This is a genomic window from Nocardioides sp. JCM 18999, assembly GCF_055391175.1.
In genome coordinates this window covers 2,818,052-2,833,649 of sequence record NZ_AP043887.1, presented here as the reverse complement: position 1 = coordinate 2,833,649, position 15,598 = coordinate 2,818,052, and the positions used below count along the sequence as shown (strand labels likewise).

General features: G+C 70.5%; 19 protein-coding genes. 9 read left to right on the top strand and 10 right to left on the bottom strand.

The features are described 5' to 3' along the window. Positions 1-27 precede the first annotated feature (27 nt). A complete protein-coding gene (gene fgd / locus ACZ5J1_RS14005) occupies positions 28-1,029 on the top strand; it encodes a glucose-6-phosphate dehydrogenase (coenzyme-F420) (RefSeq protein ID WP_464559804.1) in 1,002 nt (333 codons plus the stop codon). Positions 1,030-1,032: 3 nt separating this feature from the next. Further along, positions 1,033-1,527 (top strand): nuclear transport factor 2 family protein, encoded by a 495-nt coding sequence (locus ACZ5J1_RS14000; RefSeq protein ID WP_464559802.1) that lies wholly within the window; start codon positions 1,033-1,035, stop codon positions 1,525-1,527. An 85-nt stretch (positions 1,528-1,612) separates the two neighbouring features. Here ACZ5J1_RS14000 and typA read toward each other — a convergent pair whose 3' ends face one another. The 3 genes from typA to ACZ5J1_RS13985 form a co-directional block, all read right to left on the bottom strand. After that, the gene (gene typA, locus ACZ5J1_RS13995) at positions 1,613-3,493 is read right to left on the bottom strand and encodes a translational GTPase TypA (RefSeq protein ID WP_464559801.1); all 1,881 of its coding nucleotides are present in this window, start codon (positions 3,491-3,493) and stop codon (positions 1,613-1,615) included. A gap of 61 nt (positions 3,494-3,554) precedes the next feature. After that, entirely contained in the window at positions 3,555-4,244 is a 690-nt protein-coding gene (locus ACZ5J1_RS13990) for an aspartate/glutamate racemase family protein (RefSeq protein WP_464559799.1), read from the bottom strand. 73 nt (positions 4,245-4,317) lie between these two features. Continuing rightward, the gene (locus ACZ5J1_RS13985) at positions 4,318-5,094 is read right to left on the bottom strand and encodes an SDR family NAD(P)-dependent oxidoreductase (RefSeq protein ID WP_464559797.1); all 777 of its coding nucleotides are present in this window, start codon (positions 5,092-5,094) and stop codon (positions 4,318-4,320) included. A gap of 19 nt (positions 5,095-5,113) precedes the next feature. Between ACZ5J1_RS13985 and mshA the strand changes: the two genes are divergently transcribed. Continuing rightward, positions 5,114-6,379: a D-inositol-3-phosphate glycosyltransferase gene (mshA, locus tag ACZ5J1_RS13980; protein WP_464559795.1), complete on the top strand. Its 1,266-nt coding sequence runs from the start codon at positions 5,114-5,116 to the stop codon at positions 6,377-6,379. Then, the gene (locus ACZ5J1_RS13975) at positions 6,376-6,891 is read left to right on the top strand and encodes a type III secretion system chaperone family protein (protein ID WP_464559793.1); all 516 of its coding nucleotides are present in this window, start codon (positions 6,376-6,378) and stop codon (positions 6,889-6,891) included. Before mshA ends, ACZ5J1_RS13975 begins: the two co-directional genes overlap by 4 nt. Positions 6,892-7,002: 111 nt before the next feature. Here the strand turns inward: ACZ5J1_RS13975 and ACZ5J1_RS13970 are convergent, their stop codons facing one another. Together ACZ5J1_RS13970 and ACZ5J1_RS13965 are read right to left on the bottom strand one after the other, a co-directional pair. Then, the gene (locus ACZ5J1_RS13970; RefSeq protein ID WP_464559791.1) at positions 7,003-7,680 is read right to left on the bottom strand and encodes a response regulator; all 678 of its coding nucleotides are present in this window, start codon (positions 7,678-7,680) and stop codon (positions 7,003-7,005) included. Next, a complete protein-coding gene (locus ACZ5J1_RS13965) occupies positions 7,677-8,828 on the bottom strand; it encodes a sensor histidine kinase (RefSeq protein ID WP_464559789.1) in 1,152 nt (383 codons plus the stop codon). The genes ACZ5J1_RS13970 and ACZ5J1_RS13965 overlap by 4 nt, the downstream gene beginning before the upstream one ends. Before the next feature lie 122 nt (positions 8,829-8,950). On the opposite strand from ACZ5J1_RS13965, the gene phoU reads away from it, so the two are divergent. Both phoU and ACZ5J1_RS13955 read left to right on the top strand, forming a co-directional pair. Beyond that, a complete protein-coding gene (gene phoU, locus ACZ5J1_RS13960) occupies positions 8,951-9,607 on the top strand; it encodes a phosphate signaling complex protein PhoU (RefSeq protein WP_464559787.1) in 657 nt (218 codons plus the stop codon). 56 nt (positions 9,608-9,663) lie between these two features. Next, a complete protein-coding gene (locus ACZ5J1_RS13955) occupies positions 9,664-10,557 on the top strand; it encodes a DMT family transporter (protein WP_464559785.1) in 894 nt (297 codons plus the stop codon). Positions 10,558-10,561: 4 nt separating this feature from the next. Here the strand turns inward: ACZ5J1_RS13955 and ACZ5J1_RS13950 are convergent, their stop codons facing one another. From ACZ5J1_RS13950 to ACZ5J1_RS13940, 3 genes are read right to left on the bottom strand one after another with little or no spacing between them, the layout of a single operon-like run. Continuing rightward, on the bottom strand, positions 10,562-11,302 hold the full coding sequence (locus tag ACZ5J1_RS13950; RefSeq protein ID WP_464559783.1) for a phosphoglyceromutase: 741 nt from the start codon (positions 11,300-11,302) through the stop codon (positions 10,562-10,564). Positions 11,303-11,319: 17 nt separating this feature from the next. Next, complete coding sequence (locus tag ACZ5J1_RS13945) at positions 11,320-11,901, bottom strand: copper chaperone PCu(A)C (RefSeq protein WP_464559781.1); 582 nt, start codon at positions 11,899-11,901, stop codon at positions 11,320-11,322. 30 nt (positions 11,902-11,931) lie between these two features. Then, a complete protein-coding gene (locus ACZ5J1_RS13940; protein ID WP_464559779.1) occupies positions 11,932-12,669 on the bottom strand; it encodes a hypothetical protein in 738 nt (245 codons plus the stop codon). A gap of 151 nt (positions 12,670-12,820) precedes the next feature. On the opposite strand from ACZ5J1_RS13940, the gene ACZ5J1_RS13935 reads away from it, so the two are divergent. Then, positions 12,821-13,306 (top strand): CarD family transcriptional regulator, encoded by a 486-nt coding sequence (locus ACZ5J1_RS13935; protein WP_464559777.1) that lies wholly within the window; start codon positions 12,821-12,823, stop codon positions 13,304-13,306. A gap of 1 nt (position 13,307) precedes the next feature. Then, positions 13,308-13,901 carry a 2-C-methyl-D-erythritol 4-phosphate cytidylyltransferase gene (locus tag ACZ5J1_RS13930; RefSeq protein ID WP_464559775.1) on the top strand — a complete coding sequence of 198 codons (594 nt, stop codon included), beginning with the start codon at positions 13,308-13,310 and terminating at the stop codon, positions 13,899-13,901. Here the strand turns inward: ACZ5J1_RS13930 and ACZ5J1_RS13925 are convergent. Next, positions 13,870-14,547, bottom strand: coding sequence for an IspD/TarI family cytidylyltransferase (locus ACZ5J1_RS13925; protein WP_464559773.1), 678 nt, complete (start codon positions 14,545-14,547; stop codon positions 13,870-13,872). The two genes, ACZ5J1_RS13930 and ACZ5J1_RS13925, sit on opposite strands and share 32 nt — an antisense overlap. 178 nt (positions 14,548-14,725) lie before the next feature. Here ACZ5J1_RS13925 and nirD point away from each other — a divergent pair, with 178 nt between their 5' ends. Further along, positions 14,726-15,091 (top strand): nitrite reductase small subunit NirD, encoded by a 366-nt coding sequence (nirD, locus tag ACZ5J1_RS13920; RefSeq protein ID WP_464559771.1) that lies wholly within the window; start codon positions 14,726-14,728, stop codon positions 15,089-15,091. Positions 15,092-15,110: 19 nt separating this feature from the next. Here the strand turns inward: nirD and ispF are convergent, their stop codons facing one another. After that, positions 15,111-15,524: a 2-C-methyl-D-erythritol 2,4-cyclodiphosphate synthase gene (gene ispF, locus ACZ5J1_RS13915; protein WP_464564803.1), complete on the bottom strand. Its 414-nt coding sequence runs from the start codon at positions 15,522-15,524 to the stop codon at positions 15,111-15,113. Between the last annotated feature and the right edge of the window lie 74 nt (positions 15,525-15,598).

Sequence of the window (15,598 nt, the reverse complement as noted above, 5' to 3'; positions counted from 1 at the left end):
TTTAGTGATCGGCGGTAGGTTGGCGCCGTGAGTCTCAAGATCGGCTACAAGGCCTCCGCAGAACAGTTCGGACCGCGTGACCTGCTCAACTTCGGTGTGCTCGCCGAGGAGGTCGGGCTCGACAGCGTGTGGGTCAGTGACCACTTCCAGCCCTGGCGCCACATCGGCGGCCACGCCCCGGCCGCGCTGCCGTGGATGGGGGCGCTCGCCGAGCGCACCGAGCGGGTCCTGCTGGGCACGTCCGTGCTCACCCCGACCTTCCGGCACAACCCGGCGATGGTCGCCCAGTCCTTCGCCACCCTGGCCCAGCTCGCCCCCGGACGGATCGCCCTCGGCGTCGGTTCGGGTGAGGCGCTCAACGAGGTCGCCGTGCTCGGTGACTTCGAGTGGCCCGAGTTCAAGGAGCGCTACGCCCGCCTGCGCGAGGCCGTCCGGCTGATCAAGCAGCTCTGGGCCGAGGAGCGGGTCACGTTCGAGGGCGAGTACTACCAGACCGTCGACGCGACCATCTACGACCGCCCCGACGTCCCGATCCCGATCTACATCGCCGCGGGCGGCCCGCAGGTCGCCAAGTACGCCGGCCGCGCCGGTGACGGCTTCATCTGCACCTCCGGCAAGGGCATGGAGCTCTACACCGAGAAGCTGCTGCCCGCGCTCGCCGAGGGCCGCGAGCTGTCGGGCCGGACCGGTGATGCCGACCGGATGATCGAGATCAAGCTCTCCTACGCCCCGACCCGCGAGGAGGCGCTGGAGAACTGCCGGTTCTGGGCGCCGCTGTCGCTCTCGGCCGAGGAGAAGCACTCGTTGCAGGACCCGGCCGCGATGGCCGCCGCCGCCGACGCGCTGCCGATCGAGCAGGTCGCCAAGCGCTGGATCGTCGCGACGAACGTCGACGAGGTGCTCGCCGAGGTGGGTCCGTACGTCGACGCCGGACTGACCCACCTGGTCTTCCACGCCCCCGGGGACGACCAGGAGGCGTTCCTGCGCTCCTTCGGCGCCGAGGTGCTGCCCGCGCTGCGCGCGCTCTGACCCGTGGCGACGTACTCAGCGGGGGAGATCCGCGAGGCGTACGCCGCGTTCCACGCCTCGGTCGAGACCTTCGTCGAGACCGGTGACTGGAGCGGGTACGCCGACCTGTTCACTCCCGACGCGCTCTACATCGAGCACGCGATGGGCACGTTCCGTGGCCGGGACGAGATCCGGGCCTGGGCGGTGAGGACGATGACCGCCTACCCCGGTCGGGTGATGACCGGTTTCCCGCTGGCCTGGCAGGTGGTCGATCCCGAGACCTCACGGCTGATCTGCGAGGTGCGCAACCCGATGCCCGACCCCGGTGACGGCACGCTGCTCGAGGAGTCGAACCTGACGATCATGACCTACGCGGGGGACGGGCTGTTCTCCTGCGAGGAGGACGTCTACAACCCGCTGCGGTTCCACGCGATGTCGATGACGTGGGCGAAGATCGCCGCCGCGCACGGGAAGGCCGACGCCGACGCCCTCGCCTACCTGGCGACGTACGGCGGCTGAGGCCCCGAAATGCACTAACTGGTCTTGAACCTCGCCCGGACCTGGTGGATCGGGCTGGTTCAAGACCAGTTAGTCGCAGAACTGCTTACTTCGCGTTGGCCTTGCGGGCCCGCGACGCGGTCTTGGCGCGGTCGTTGGCGTTGAGCACGACCTTGCGGATCCGGACCATGTCGGGGGTGACCTCGACACACTCGTCGTCGCGGCAGAACTCGAGGCACTGCTCGAGCGAGAGCTCGCGCGGCGGGGTCAGCTTCTCGAAGTTGTCCGACGTCGCCGACCGGATGTTCGTCTGCTGCTTCTCCTTGGTGATGTTCACGTCCATGTCGTCCTGGCGCGAGTTCTCACCGATGATCATGCCCTCGTACACCTCGGTGCCCGGCTTGACGAAGATCGTGCCGCGCTCCTGGAGCGAGGTCATCGCGTGCGCGGTGGCGGCACCGGAGCGGTCGGCGACGAGCGAGCCGTTGTTGCGGGCGCGGATCTCGCCGGCCCACGGGGTGTAGCCCTCGGAGATCGAGGACGACATCCCGGTGCCGCGGGTCTCGGTGAGGAAGTCGGTGCGGAAGCCGATCAGGCCACGCGCCGGCACGACGAACTCCATCCGGACCCAGCCGGTGCCGTGGTTCGTCATGTTCTCCATCCGGCCCTTGCGGATGGCGAGGAGCTCGGTGATCGAGCCGAGGTACTCCTCGGGGGCGTCGATCGTCAGGCGCTCGAGCGGCTCGTGCAGCTTGCCGTCGACCTCCTTGGTGACGACCTGCGGCTTGCCGACGGTGAGCTCGTAGCCCTCGCGACGCATCTGCTCGACCAGGATCGCCAGCGCGAGCTCGCCACGGCCCTGGACCTCCCAGGCGTCCGGACGCTCGGTCGGCAGCACGCGGAGCGAGACGTTACCGATCAGCTCGGAGTCGAGCCGGTCCTTGACCATGCGCGCGGTGACCTTGGAGCCCTTGACCTTGCCCACCAGCGGGGAGGTGTTGGTACCGATGGTCATCGAGATGGCCGGGTCGTCGACGTGGATCAGCGGCAGCGCGATCGGGTTCTCCGGGTCGGCCAGCGTCTCGCCGATCATGATGTCCGGGATACCGGCGATGGCGACGATGTCACCGGGGCCGGCGATCTCGCCGGGCTCGCGGTGCAGGCCCTTGGTGATCAGCAGCTCGGTGATCTTGACCAGCTTGGTCTCGCCGGTGCGGGTCATCCAGGCGACCTGCTGGCCCTTCTTCAGGTAACCCTGGAAGATCCGGACGAGCGCCAGACGGCCGAGGAACGGCGAGGCGTCGAGGTTGGTGACGTGGGCCTGCAGCGGGGCGCCCTCGTCGTACTCCGGCGCGGGAATGGTGTCCAGGATGGTCTTGAACAGCGGCTCGAGGTTGTCGCCCTCGGGCAGGGAGCCGTTCTCCGGCTTGACCGACGACGCGATGCCGGCCTTGCCCGAGGCGTAGACCACGGGGAAGTCGAGGGCGTCGTGCGGGTGCGAGTCGTCGAGCAGGTCCATGAAGAGCTCGTAGACCTCGTCGGTGACCTCGTCGATACGAGCGTCGGGACGGTCGACCTTGTTGATCACCAGGACGACGGGCATGTCGGCGTTGAGCGCCTTGCGCAGCACGAAGCGGGTCTGCGGGAGCGGGCCCTCGGAGGCGTCGACGAGCAGCACGATGCCGTCGACCATCGACAGACCACGCTCGACCTCGCCACCGAAGTCGGCGTGACCGGGGGTGTCGATGATGTTGATCGTCATGCCCTCGGGGGCGGAGGCACCGTTGTAGTGGATCGCGGTGTTCTTCGCGAGGATCGTGATGCCCTTCTCGCGCTCCAGGTCACCGGAGTCCATGACGCGGTCGCCGACGGACTCGGCCTCGTGGGCGCTGTAGGCGCCTCCCTGGCGCAGCATCGCGTCGACCAGGGTGGTCTTGCCGTGGTCGACGTGGGCAACGATGGCGACGTTGCGGAGGTTGGCCTTCATGGCTCTCTTTCGATCGGGCTTTCAGACGGCGTCTCGCGCCGCCCCGGGGGGAACGGGAGGGTCAGGCGAGGGCGCGGCTGACCGCGTCCTCGACGTGGACCGTGATGACGTCGAGCACGGGGATCTCGACGTCCTGGGGGCGCACCAGCAGCGACAGCTCGCTGGCGGCGAAGATGATGGCCTCAGCGCCGGCATCGGTGAGCTCGTCGATGATGCCGATGACCCGCTTGCGGGAGCTGGGGTTGATCGTGCGGAAGATCAGCTCGTCGTAGACGATCGACTCGAGCGTGTCGGTGTGCAGCTCGTCGGGCATGTTCACGTTGATCCCGTGGGACCCGATCCGCTCGGCGAAGAAGTGGTCGGTGAGCGTGAACGCCGTGCCCATGAAGCCGACCGTCTCGACCCCGGCGGCCTTGATCCGCTCAGCCATCAGGTCGGCGAGGTGGACGACCGGGACGGAGACCGCGGCCGCGACCTCGTCGTAGACCCGGTGGAAGGTCGTGGTCGCGAGGATCAGGAAGTCGGCGCCGGCACGCTCCGCACGGGTCGCCGCATCGACGAGGATCTCGGCAACCTTCGCCCAGTCCCCGGCACGCTGGAGCTCGGTGAGCTCGGCGAAGTCCAGCGAGATCATCACGACCTGCGCGGAGTGGAGTCCACCCCGCTCCGCCTGGATGCCCTTGTTGAGGCCTTCGTAGTAGGCGGCGCTGCTCTCCCAGCTCATCCCGCCGATGAGTCCGATCGTCTGCACGCTCAAAAGTCTCCCATCGGAGCGTGCGCGGCAAAGAATCCGCGAGCACCCCGCCGAGCGCGTTCGGGGGCGCTCAGACGCGGTGCACCTTGTGCGGCGCCGCCTGCACCCGGGGCTTGATCACCAGCTCGTCGATGTTGACGTGCGCCGGGCGGGTGGCCATCCAGACGATAGCGTCGGCGATGTCGGAGGCGATCAGCGGCTCCGGAACACCGGCGTAGACCGCGTCGGCGCGCTCCTGGTCACCGTCGTAGCGGGTCAGGGAGAACTCCTCGGTGCGGACCATCCCGGGGGCGATCTCCATCACCCGGACGGGCTGCTCGACGATCTCGAGCCGGAGCACCTCGGTCAGGGCCCGCAGCCCGAACTTGGCCGCGTTGTACCCGCCGCCGCCCTCGTAGGCCCGGCGCCCGGCGATCGAGCCGACGTTGATGATCGCGGCCGGCCCACCGGCCTCACCGGCCGCCACCAGCGCGGGCAGCAGTGCTTGGGTCACCTGGAGGACGCCGATCACGTTGACGTCGTACATCCGACGCCAGTCCTCGCTCTCGGACCCTGCGACCGGGCTGACCCCGAACGCGCCACCGGCGTTGTTGACCAGCAGGTCGAGCCGCGGACCGACCGCCTCGGCGAGCCGGGCCACCGAGGCGGGGTCGGTGACGTCGGTGGTCACCGCGACGCCGCCGAGCTCGGCGGCGAGCCCCTCGATCCGGTCGGTGCGGCGGGCCGCGAGCACCACCCGGTACCCGGCGGCGGCGAGCTGGCGGGCCGTCTCGGCACCGATCCCGCTCGATGCTCCGGTGACCACGGCGGTCAGGGCGGGGGACTTCGACGTCGGGTTCGCGACCATGCGTCCTATTCTGGAGCCCATGGCAGAGGCGGAGATCAGGCGGGTCGCGATGATCAGCCTCCACACCTCGCCCCTGGACCAGCCCGGGACGGGCGACGCCGGGGGCATGAACGTGTACGTCCTCGAGCTCGCGCGCCGGCTGGCGGCCCGCGACGTCGAGGTCGACATCTTCACCCGGGCCACCTCGTCGTCGCTGCCGGCCGCGGTCGAGGCGGAGGCCGGGATCGTGGTGCGGCACGTGGCGGCGGGACCGTTCGAGGGACTCTCCAAGCTCGAGCTCCCGGGACAGCTGTGCACCTTCGCCCGCGAGGTGCTGCGTGCCGAGGCGCTGCACCCGCCCGGGTGGTACGACGTGCTGCACTCGCACTACTGGCTGTCGGGCCAGGTCGGCGCGCTCGCACGGGACCGCTGGCAGGTGCCGCTGATCCACACGATGCACACGATGGCGAAGGTCAAGAACCTCTCCCTCGCCGAGGGTGACACCGCCGAACCGGTCGCGCGGGTGATCGGCGAGGAGCAGGTCGTCGAGGCCGCCGACGTCGTGATCGCCAACACCGACCTCGAGGCCGACCAGCTGATCGAGCTCTACGACGCCGACCCGGCCCGGGTCGCGGTGGTCCATCCCGGCGTGGACCTGAGCTGCTTCACCCCGCTCGGCACCCAGCGGGCCCGCGAGCTGGTCGGGCTCCCGCACGACGCCCTGGTCGTGCTGTTCGCCGGTCGGATCCAACCGCTCAAGGCTCCTGACGTGCTGCTGCGCGCCGTCGCGGTGCTCGTGGAGCGGAAGCCGGAGCTGCGCTCGCGTCTCGTCGTCCCGGTCGTCGGAGGCCCCTCGGGAACCGGGCTGGCCCGCCCGGAGGCGCTCTCGGCGTTGGCCGCTCAGCTCGGGATCGCCGACCTGGTCCGGTTCATCCCGCCGATGACCCAGACCGACCTGGCCCAGTGGTACGCCGCGGCCACCGTCGTCGCGGTGCCCTCCTACAGCGAGTCGTTCGGCCTGGTGGCGATCGAGGCGCAGGCGTGCGGGACCCCCGTGGTCGCGGCGGCCGTCGGCGGACTGACCACGGCGGTCGCCCACGAGCGGTCCGGACTGCTGGTGGACTCGCACGACCCCGAACGCTGGGCCGACGCGCTGATGCGGGTCCTGCTCGACGACCGACTGCGTGACCAGCTCGAGGCCGGCGCCCACCGGCACGCCCAGGACTTCTCCTGGGACGCCACCGCCGGTCGCACCCTCGACGTCTACGCCAAGGCGAGCGGGCTGATGCGGGACGGCACCCGATGACCGATCAGCCGGAGCTGCCCGGCCCGCCCGACGTCTTACGTGGCTGGCTGGACGACAACGGGATCGACTTCGACGAGGTGGTCGCCGAGACGGGGGAGCACAGCTTCTCCTTCGCCCTCCCTGGGGAGCAGAAGCTGCAGACCCCGATCCGGCTCGACCTCGGCCGGCACGCGCTCGGCGTGCACGCCTTCGTCTGCCGCCGGCCCGACGAGAACCACGAGGCCGTCTACCGCTGGCTGCTCGAACGCAACATGCGGTTGTACGGCGTCGCGTTCGGCCTCGACCGCGACGGGGACGTCTACCTCGATGCCCGGTTGCCGCTGGCCCTGGTCGATGCCGCCGAGCTCGACCGGCTGCTGGGCAGCGTGCTCAGCTACTCCGACGGGTCGTTCAACACCCTGCTCGAGCTGGGATTCGCCAGCTCGATCCGCAAGGAGTGGGCGTGGCGGCTCGAGCGAGGGGAGTCGACGGCGAACCTCGCCGCGTTCGAGTCCCTCCGCCCGGCGGATTGATTGGCTGAAGGACGTCAGCGCGTGCGGCGCCAAGGCGCCGGAGCGAAGGCGGCCTTGGAGCGAAGCGGCCGTCGAGCGAAGGCAACGCCGGCGACGCTCCGCTGCCGTCCTTCACAGGTCGAGCTTGTAGCCCAGGCCTCGTACGGTGACGAGGTACTTCGGCTCGCCCGGGTCGGGCTCGATCTTGGCACGCAGCCGCTTCACGTGGACGTCGAGGGTCTTGGTGTCGCCGACGTAGTCGGAGCCCCACACCCGGTCGATCAGCTGGCCGCGGGTGAGCACCCGGCCGGGGTTGCGCAGGAACATCTCGAGCAGCTCGAACTCCTTGAGGGGGAGTCGCTGCTCGCCGCCGTTGACGGTCACGACGTGCCGCTCGACGTCCATCCGGACCGGGCCGGCCTCCAGCGTCTGCGGGGAGAGCTCGGGCTCGGTGCCGCGACGCAGCACGGCCCGGATCCGGGCGACCAGCTCGCGCGGAGAGTAGGGCTTGGTGACGTAGTCGTCGGCGCCGAGCTCGAGGCCGACCACCTTGTCGACCTCGTCGTCCTTGGCCGAGACCATGATCACCGGCACCGCGGAGGTGCTGCGGATCTGGCGGCAGACCTCGGTGCCGGGGATCCCGGGCAGCATCAGGTCGAGCAGCACGATGTCGGCCCCGTTGCGGTCGAACTCCTTGAGCGCGTCGTCGCCGTTCTCGGCGATCGCCACTTCGAAGCCCTCCTTGCGGAGCATGTAGGACAGAGCCTCGGAGTAGGACTCTTCGTCCTCGACGACAAGCACGCGGGTCACGCGATTACCTCCTGGTCGGCGGCGGCATCGGCCACCGTGTAGTGCGGAAGAGTGAGGGTGAAGGTGGAGCCCTGTCCTTCAACGGACCAGACCTTCACCTCGCCGCCGTGGGTCGCGGCGACGTGCTTCACGATCGACAGGCCGAGCCCGGTCCCACCGGTGGAGCGGTGGCGGGCCGGGTCGACCCGGTAGAACCGTTCGAAGATCCGGTCCAGCTCCTCGGACGGGATCCCGATGCCCTGGTCGACGACCGCGATCGAGACGGCGTCCCCGCTGAGCTTGGTGGTGATCGAGACCGACGAGCCGGGCTCGGAGTAGTTCACGGCGTTGGCGACGAGGTTCGTCACCGCGGTCATCACCTGCTCCTCGTTGCCGGCGATCAGCAGGTTCTTCGCCCCGCCGGTGTTGACGCCGATGTGGCGTCGCGAGGCGTCGACCCGGACCACGTCGACGGCGTTGGCGATGATCGCGTCGACGTCGACGGCGACCGGCCGCTCCAAGGGCTCGTCGCCCTGGAGGCGGGAGAGCTCGATGATCTGCTGGACCAGCTCGGTCAGCCGGTCGGACTCGATCAGCATCCGGTCGGAGAAGCGCTTCACCGCGACGGGGTCGTCCGCGGCCTCGGCGACCGCGTCGGCCAGCACCCGGATCGCACCGACCGGGGTCTTGAGCTCGTGCGAGACGTTGGCGACGAAGTCGCGCCGGACCGCCTCGACGCGGCGCTCCCGGGTGCGGTCCTCGAGCAGCGCGAGCACCAGCCGGGAGCCGAGGGGGGCGACGCGTGCCAGCACGTGGCGCGCCGGTCCGTTGGGTCGGTCCATCACCAGCTCGGACTCGCGGATCTGGCCGTCGCGGCGCACCTGGCGCACCAGCGTGGACAGCTCGTCGGAGAGCAGCGCGGTGCCGCGGACCAGGCCGAGGGCGTACGTCGGGGCGCTGGCCTTGACCACCACGTCGTCATCGTCGATCACAACGGCGGACGAGCGCAGCACGGCCAGCACGGTGGCGACCTCGGGCGGCACGACGGGCGCCTCAGTCACGGGCAACCGCCGCTGCTGGCGGTCGCTGATGTGCCAGGCCATCACGGCGGCCCCAGCGACGACGGCCCCGAGGAGCGCGGCGAGAAACGCCTGCGTCGTCGGGTTCACATACTCAGCGTAAGGCCCCGGTTCACCTGGACTTCGCCAACTCACGTCCCCAACGCCCAACGTTCACCGGCCGTTCACTGGTCCACCCCATCTGGTCATATCCGATGCGTAACGTGGCGCGTATGCGTAATGCGTTCCACGACGACCTCGAAACCGTCTTCTCCGACCTCGCCAGGGTGTGCGACACCGTCGGCCAGTCGGTCAACCGGTCCACCCGCGCGCTGCTCACCGCCGACGGCCCGCTCGCCGAGGAGGTGATCTCCGCCGACGCGGCGGTCGACACCGCCCGGGACGAGATCGAGGCCGAGTGCTTCCAGCTGCTCAGCCTCCAGGCGCCGGTCGCCGGAGACCTGCGGATCGTGGTCGCCGCACTGCGGATGATCAGCGACCTGGAGCGGATGGGTGACCTGAGCGTCCACGTCGCCAAGATCGCCCGGATGCGGCTTCCCGAGGTCGCCGTCCCGGAGGCCGCCCGCGCCTCCCTGTCCCGGATGGGGGAGATCGCCGAGGAGATGGTTACTCGGACCTCGGCCATCATCCGCGAGCGCGACCTCGACGGGGCGGCCGCACTGGCCGTCGACGACGAGGAGATGGACCAGCTGCGGCGCGGTTCGTTCGCCCAGATGCTCGCCGAGGACTGGCCCTACGGCGTCGAGGCCGCCGTCGACGTGGCCCTCCTGGGCCGCTACTACGAGCGGATCGCCGACCACGCCGTCTCCGTCGCCAACCGGGTCGTCTTCGTCGTGACGGGGGAGAACCCCGCCCTCGCCGACGCCTGAGCGCGGACGCCCAAAACCGGTTCGACCCGGCCGCACCCCGGCCCTAGGGTTCAGGGGTGGAGAAGCCGGCCGTCGGGCCCCTGGTCGCTGTCAGCGTCACTCTGGTCTGCTGGGCCTCGGCGTTCGTCGCCATCCGGTACCTGGCCGACGACTTCCGTCCCGGCGCCCTCGCCCTGGGTCGGATGCTGGTCGGCACCGTCAGTCTGAGCCTGGTCGTGCTCTGGTCACGCGCCCGGGGGATCCGACTGATCCGCCCGAGCCGCCCCCAGTGGTTGCGGATCACCCTCATCGGGGTGCTCTGGTACGCGGTCTACATGATCGCGCTCAACACGGGCGAGCGGCACGTGGACGCCGGGACCGCGTCCCTGGTGCTGCAGCTCTCCCCGGTGGTGATCGCCGTGCTGGCCGCGATCTTCCTCGGCGAGAGCTTCACCAGCCGGCTCGCGATCGGGTTGGCGATGGCCTTCTTCGGTGTGGTCCTGATCGCGTTCGCCTCCGACGGGGGCACCGGCGACCACCCGGTGCTCGGGGTCGCCCTCTGCTTGATCTCGGTGGCGTCGTACTCGGTGTCGGTGATCCTGCAGAAGCCGCTCGCCGGGCGGATCAGCGCGATCCAGCTGACCTGGATGGCCTGCGCGATCGGGACGACGGCGATGCTGCCGTGGATCGGGCAGCTCCTCGACGACCTGGCGGCGGCGCCGACCTCGTCGGTGCTGTGGCTCGCCTACCTGGGGGTCTTCCCGACGGCGATCGCCTTCACCACCTACGGCTACGCGCTCGAGCACCTCACGGCGTCGCAGCTCGGGATCTCGACCTATGCGGTCCCGGTGATCTCGATCGCGCTGGCCGCGGTCTTCCTCGGCGAGGTCCCCGCACCCCTGGCGTACGTCGGCGGAGCGCTCGCGCTCGCGGGCGTGGCGGTCGCCCGCCGCCGCCCGCGGGTGGCCTAGCGGGTTACTGCTTGCCCTGGTTGGCGACCGCGGCGGCAGCAGCGGCGGCGGCCTCGGGGTCGAGGTACTCCCCGCCCGCGACCAGCGGCTTGAAGGCGTCGTCGAGGCGGTAGACCAGCGGCTGGGCGGTCGGGATGTTCAGCGCGGCGATGTCGGTGTCCGAGATGCCGTCGAGGTGCTTGACCAGCGCGCGCAGGCTGTTGCCGTGCGCGGTGACCAGGACGGTGCGGCCGGCCTGCAGGTCCGGGATGATGGCCTCGTCGAAGTAAGGCACGATCCGGGCCACGACGTCCTGGAGGCACTCGGTCTCGGGGACCTCGATGTCGGCGTAGCGCGGGTCGCCGGCCTGGGAGAACTCGGAGTCGGCCTCGATCGGCGGCGGCGGGACGTCGTACGAGCGGCGCCAGAGGTTGAACTGCTCCTCGCCGAACTTCTGCAGCGTCTCGGACTTGTTCTTGCCCTGCAGGGCGCCGTAGTGGCGCTCGTTGAGACGCCAGTCGCGGGTGACCGGGATCCAGTGTCGGTCGGCGGCGTCGAGCGCCAGCGACGCGGTGTTGATCGCGCGACGCAGCAGGCTGGTGTGCACGATGTCGGGGAGGATGCCCGCCCGCTTGATCAGCTCACCGCCGGCGGTCGCCTCGGCGCGACCCTTCTCCGAGAGGGCGACGTCGACCCAGCCGGTCGAGAGGTTCAGCGCGTTCCACTCGCTCTCGCCGTGGCGGAGCAGGATCAGGGTCGAGGTCACGGTCGTTCCGGGCCGGCTCAGTGCTCGGACTCGGCGGCCGGGGCGGCCTCGGCGAAGTCGCAGCTGTACTTCTCGGCGCCGGCGAGCTCCGCCGCGGCGAGGACGAGCTTGCCGCCGGAGACGGCCTCGTACTCGTGGCACTGGGTCACGACGATCGCGTTGACCTTGATGTCGGTGAGCTCGCCACCGGTCTCGAAGGTGACCGTGACGGGGACGACCTGGCCGGCGCGGAAGTCGCCGGTGACCTTGATGCCGCCGTCGAGGAACAGGTTGGCGCGCTGGCCGGACTCGAGGGTGAGCTCCTGGACCCGGCCGGTGGTGACACCGGAGAGGCCGCGCAGCGTGGCCTCCTCGCCGCCCTGGTTGACCGAGACGGTGGAGACGAAGGTGCCGAAGCCGTCGGCGGGAGCGACGATCCGCGCGGCCTGGACGTTGATGTCGCCGGAGGTGCCCGAGCCGCCGTTGACGATCACGTTGGGTCGGTCGGTCGCGTAGTCGAACCCGCTCAGCGAGCAGGAGCTCAGGACCGGGGTGAGCGCCACGGCGGCGGCGACGGCCACCAGCTTGATCGGGCGCGGGCTGCGAACGTTCCTCTTCACGGCCCACATGTTAGCGGTGCCGGATGACATCTAGGCAGCCAGTCCGGACTGTTGGGCCACGACAGCGATCACGGTGCCGAGGATCCCGAGGTAGACGATGGTCCCGACGAGCAGGCCGGTGGCCCCGATCCGGCGGCCCAACCAGAGCGGCAGGTAGGTCCATCCGTCGGCGTCGTCGGCCACCAGACCCCACAGGGCGGTCAGCACGTGGACCCCGATCCCGATCAGCGCCGCCAGCAGGACGAGCACGAGGTTGGGCGGGTTCCCCTCGGTCCGACCGCCCCAGCCGCCGTACGAGAGGAAGGCGGGGAGGAGGCCGAACGCGATCGCCCACGGCAGCCAGCTCAGCGGGCCGCAGCGGACCAGGCGGAGCCGCAGGTTGCCGAGCGCGGCGACCGCGATACCGACCAGGTAGCACGCGCCGGCCATCAGGCCGTTGGTCACCGCCAGCGGGATCAGCAGCAGCACGGCGCAGGCGAGGCTGAAGGCCAGCGTGGACGGCTCGAGGCCGTCGGGGACCGCCTTGACCCGCTGGTGCCGGACGTCGGTGGCGGCGTCGACCAGGTCGTTGTGCCAGCCGAGCACGGTCTGGCCGATCAGGACGGTGACCGCCACGAGCGCCACCTCACGGGCCGAGCGGCCGGAGGCGGCTGCGGCAACGGCCAGCACGAACGCGGTCAGGAGCGCCTGGCGGGGGTGGGCCGCTCGGACGAGGAGTCCCGGGGTGGTCCGTGCGAACCGCCGAAGACGTGGAGTGGGGAGGGTCATTGCGGCCATGTTGAGGACGTTTCCACCACATGAACCCCCTATCTGTCAACCCGCCCGGGTCCTGGATAGGGCCTCTGACCTGCGAAAACGCGAATTTCGTCACCGGGGATCCGTGGTAGACTGAGCGGTCTAGGAAGGGGTTCTACGACTTATGACTTTCACTGTCGGCGAGACCGTTGTGTATCCGAATCATGGCGCGGCCACCATCGAGGACATCGAGATGCGCACCATCAAGGGAGAGGAACGGCAGTACCTCGTCCTGAGGATCATCGCCCAACAGGACCTCGTGGTCCGTGTTCCGGCTGGAAACCTCGACCTGGTCGGCGTCCGTGACGTCGTCGACCGCGACGGACTCGACAAGGTGTTCGAGATCCTGCGTGCTGCGCACGTCGAGGAGCCGACCAACTGGTCGCGCCGCTACAAGGCCAACCTGGAGAAGCTCCACTCCGGTGACGTGAACAAGGTCGCCGAGGTCGTGCGCGACCTGTGGCGTCGCGAGCGTGACCGGGGTCTGTCGGCGGGCGAGAAGCGGATGCTCGCGAAGGCCCGCCAGATCCTCGTCTCCGAGCTCGCGCTGTGCGAGAAGACGAACGAGGACAAGGCCGAGGCCATGCTCGACGAGGTCCTCGCTTCCTGACGTGGATCTTCCTGTTCTTGAGCCGACCCTCGGTCTCGTCGTTGAGACGGACCGGGGGTCGCTCCCTTTCTCGCTGATCCACGGCGAGTCGCTGGTCGCCTGCGCCGCCTGGGCGCTCGGTGAGGCCGGGGTGACGCTGGTCGACTACAACGCCCCCTGGGCTGCGCTGGCCGACGCCGAGGAGCCGGTCGTGCTGCACGACGTGCTGTGCCCGATGACGCCCGCCTCCTTCATCGCCGACGCGGTGCTGGCGGCCGAGTCCGAGCCGGGTGCGGTCGTGGTCGGGGTCCGACCCGTCACCGACACGATCAAGGCGCTCACCGCGACCGGCGAGGTCGGCGAGACTCTCGACCGCTCGGCGCTGCAGCAGGTGGTCTCGCCGATCGTGCTGCCGCCGGCCGCCGTCGCCGCCGTGGCCGAGTCAGGGGGATCGTTGCCCAGCACCGACTTCGCGGTGCTGGTCGGACACCTGGCTCAGGCCGGGTTCCCGGTGGTGCTGATCGAGGCGCCGGCCGAGTCCCGGCGGGTCGCATCGCCCGACGACGTACGGCTGCTGGAAGCGCTCACGAGCGGAGCAGACGCGCCGTCGTGGTGACGTCCTCGGCGAAGGTCACCTTGAGGTTGAGCGGGCTGCTCGGCACCGCGGCGATCCGGGTCGGGGTGTAGGCGGCCAGGGTGCCGGCGGTGTCGGTGGCGTCGAACCCGTCGGCGTGGGCCGCCTCGTAGGCACTCACCAGGGCCGCGGCGCGGAACGCCTGCGGGGTCTGGACCCCGACGACCCCCGGGTGCGGGGTCAGCCTGGCGACGTCGATCAGGCCCGGCACGGCAGCGACCGGGATCGCGCCGCCGACCGTGCGAGCGCCGGTAATCACCGCGTCGAAGAGGTCGGGGCTGGCCAACGGTCGGGCGCCGTCGTGGATCGCGACCACGTCGATCACCCCGGCCGCGATCTCGGACCGCAGCACGGCGAGGGCCTGCCACTCCGAGTCGTGCCGGGTCGCCCCGCCCTCGACCAGCAGCACCTCACGGTCGCCCAGGACCGAGCGGACCGCCTCGGCGACGGCCTCGGCCTCACCCGCCCGATGGACCAGCACCACCCGGAGCACGTCGCGGGCTCCCAGGGCGGCCCGCACGGAGTGACCGAGCACGGTGGTGTCGGTGAGGGGGAGCAGCACCTTGTTGACCCCTGCGCCGACCCGGCTCCCGGAGCCGGCGGCGAGGACGACGACGGCGGCAGACATGGCGACGACCCTATCGGCGCGCCATCCGGGCGCGGCGGCCCGATGGATCGAGCGGGATCGTTTTCACGGCTGTAACAGGGTGTTACCCGGCTAGAACACGGGCTGCCTACCTTCAGGTTCACCAGAAGGAGGCAGCGATGGCGCTACCGCTCGGGACGGCACGGGGGTGTCGCCTGCCGTGAGTCCACGCGCCCTGTCACGCACCGAGGAATGGCGACCCGTCTGCAAGGTCGCCGACCTCGAGCTCGAACGCGGAGCCACCGCCCTCGTCCACGGTCAGGCGATGGCCCTGTTCCGCGTCGTCCACGACGACGTCGAGCAGGTCTTCGCGCTGGGCAACCACGACCCGTTCGCCAAGGCCTCCGGCGTGGCCCGCGGCATCGTCGGCCACCGCGGCGACGTCCCCTTCGTCGGCTCCCCGAGCCACCGGCACGCCTTCGACCTGCGCACCGGCCTCTGCCTGGAGGACTCCCACTTCTCGGTCCCCGCCTATGCGGTCAAGATCGAGGACGGCACGGTCTTCGTCGGGCAGCGCCTCACCTGAGGCAGCCCCACCCGGTGGCTCAGCTCCAGATGAGGGCGGTGGCCAGCGCTGCGACGCCTTCGCCGCGGCCGGTGAGGCCCAGGCCGTCCGTGGTGGTCGCGCTGACCGTGACGGGGGCGCCGGCGGCCAGGGAGAGGGCGGCTTCGGCCTCGGCGCGACGCGAGCCGATCCGGGGGCGGTTGCCGATCACCTGGACGGCGATGTTCCCGATCTCGTAACCGGTGGCGCGGACCCGGCGGGCGGTCTCGGCCAGCAGGGTCGCTCCGGCCGCGCCGGCCCACTCCGGCTCCGCGGTGCCGTAGTTGGAGCCGAGGTCACCCAGCCCGGCGGCCGACAGCAGGGCGTCGCAGCAGGCGTGCGCGGCCGCGTCGCCGTCCGAGTGTCCCTCCAGGCCGACGTCGGAGTCGGGCCAGGCCAGGCCCGCCAGGTGCATCGGGACACCGGGAACGAGGCGGTGGACGTCGGTGCCGAGGCCGATGCGGGGGATCACCTGCCCATCCTGTCATC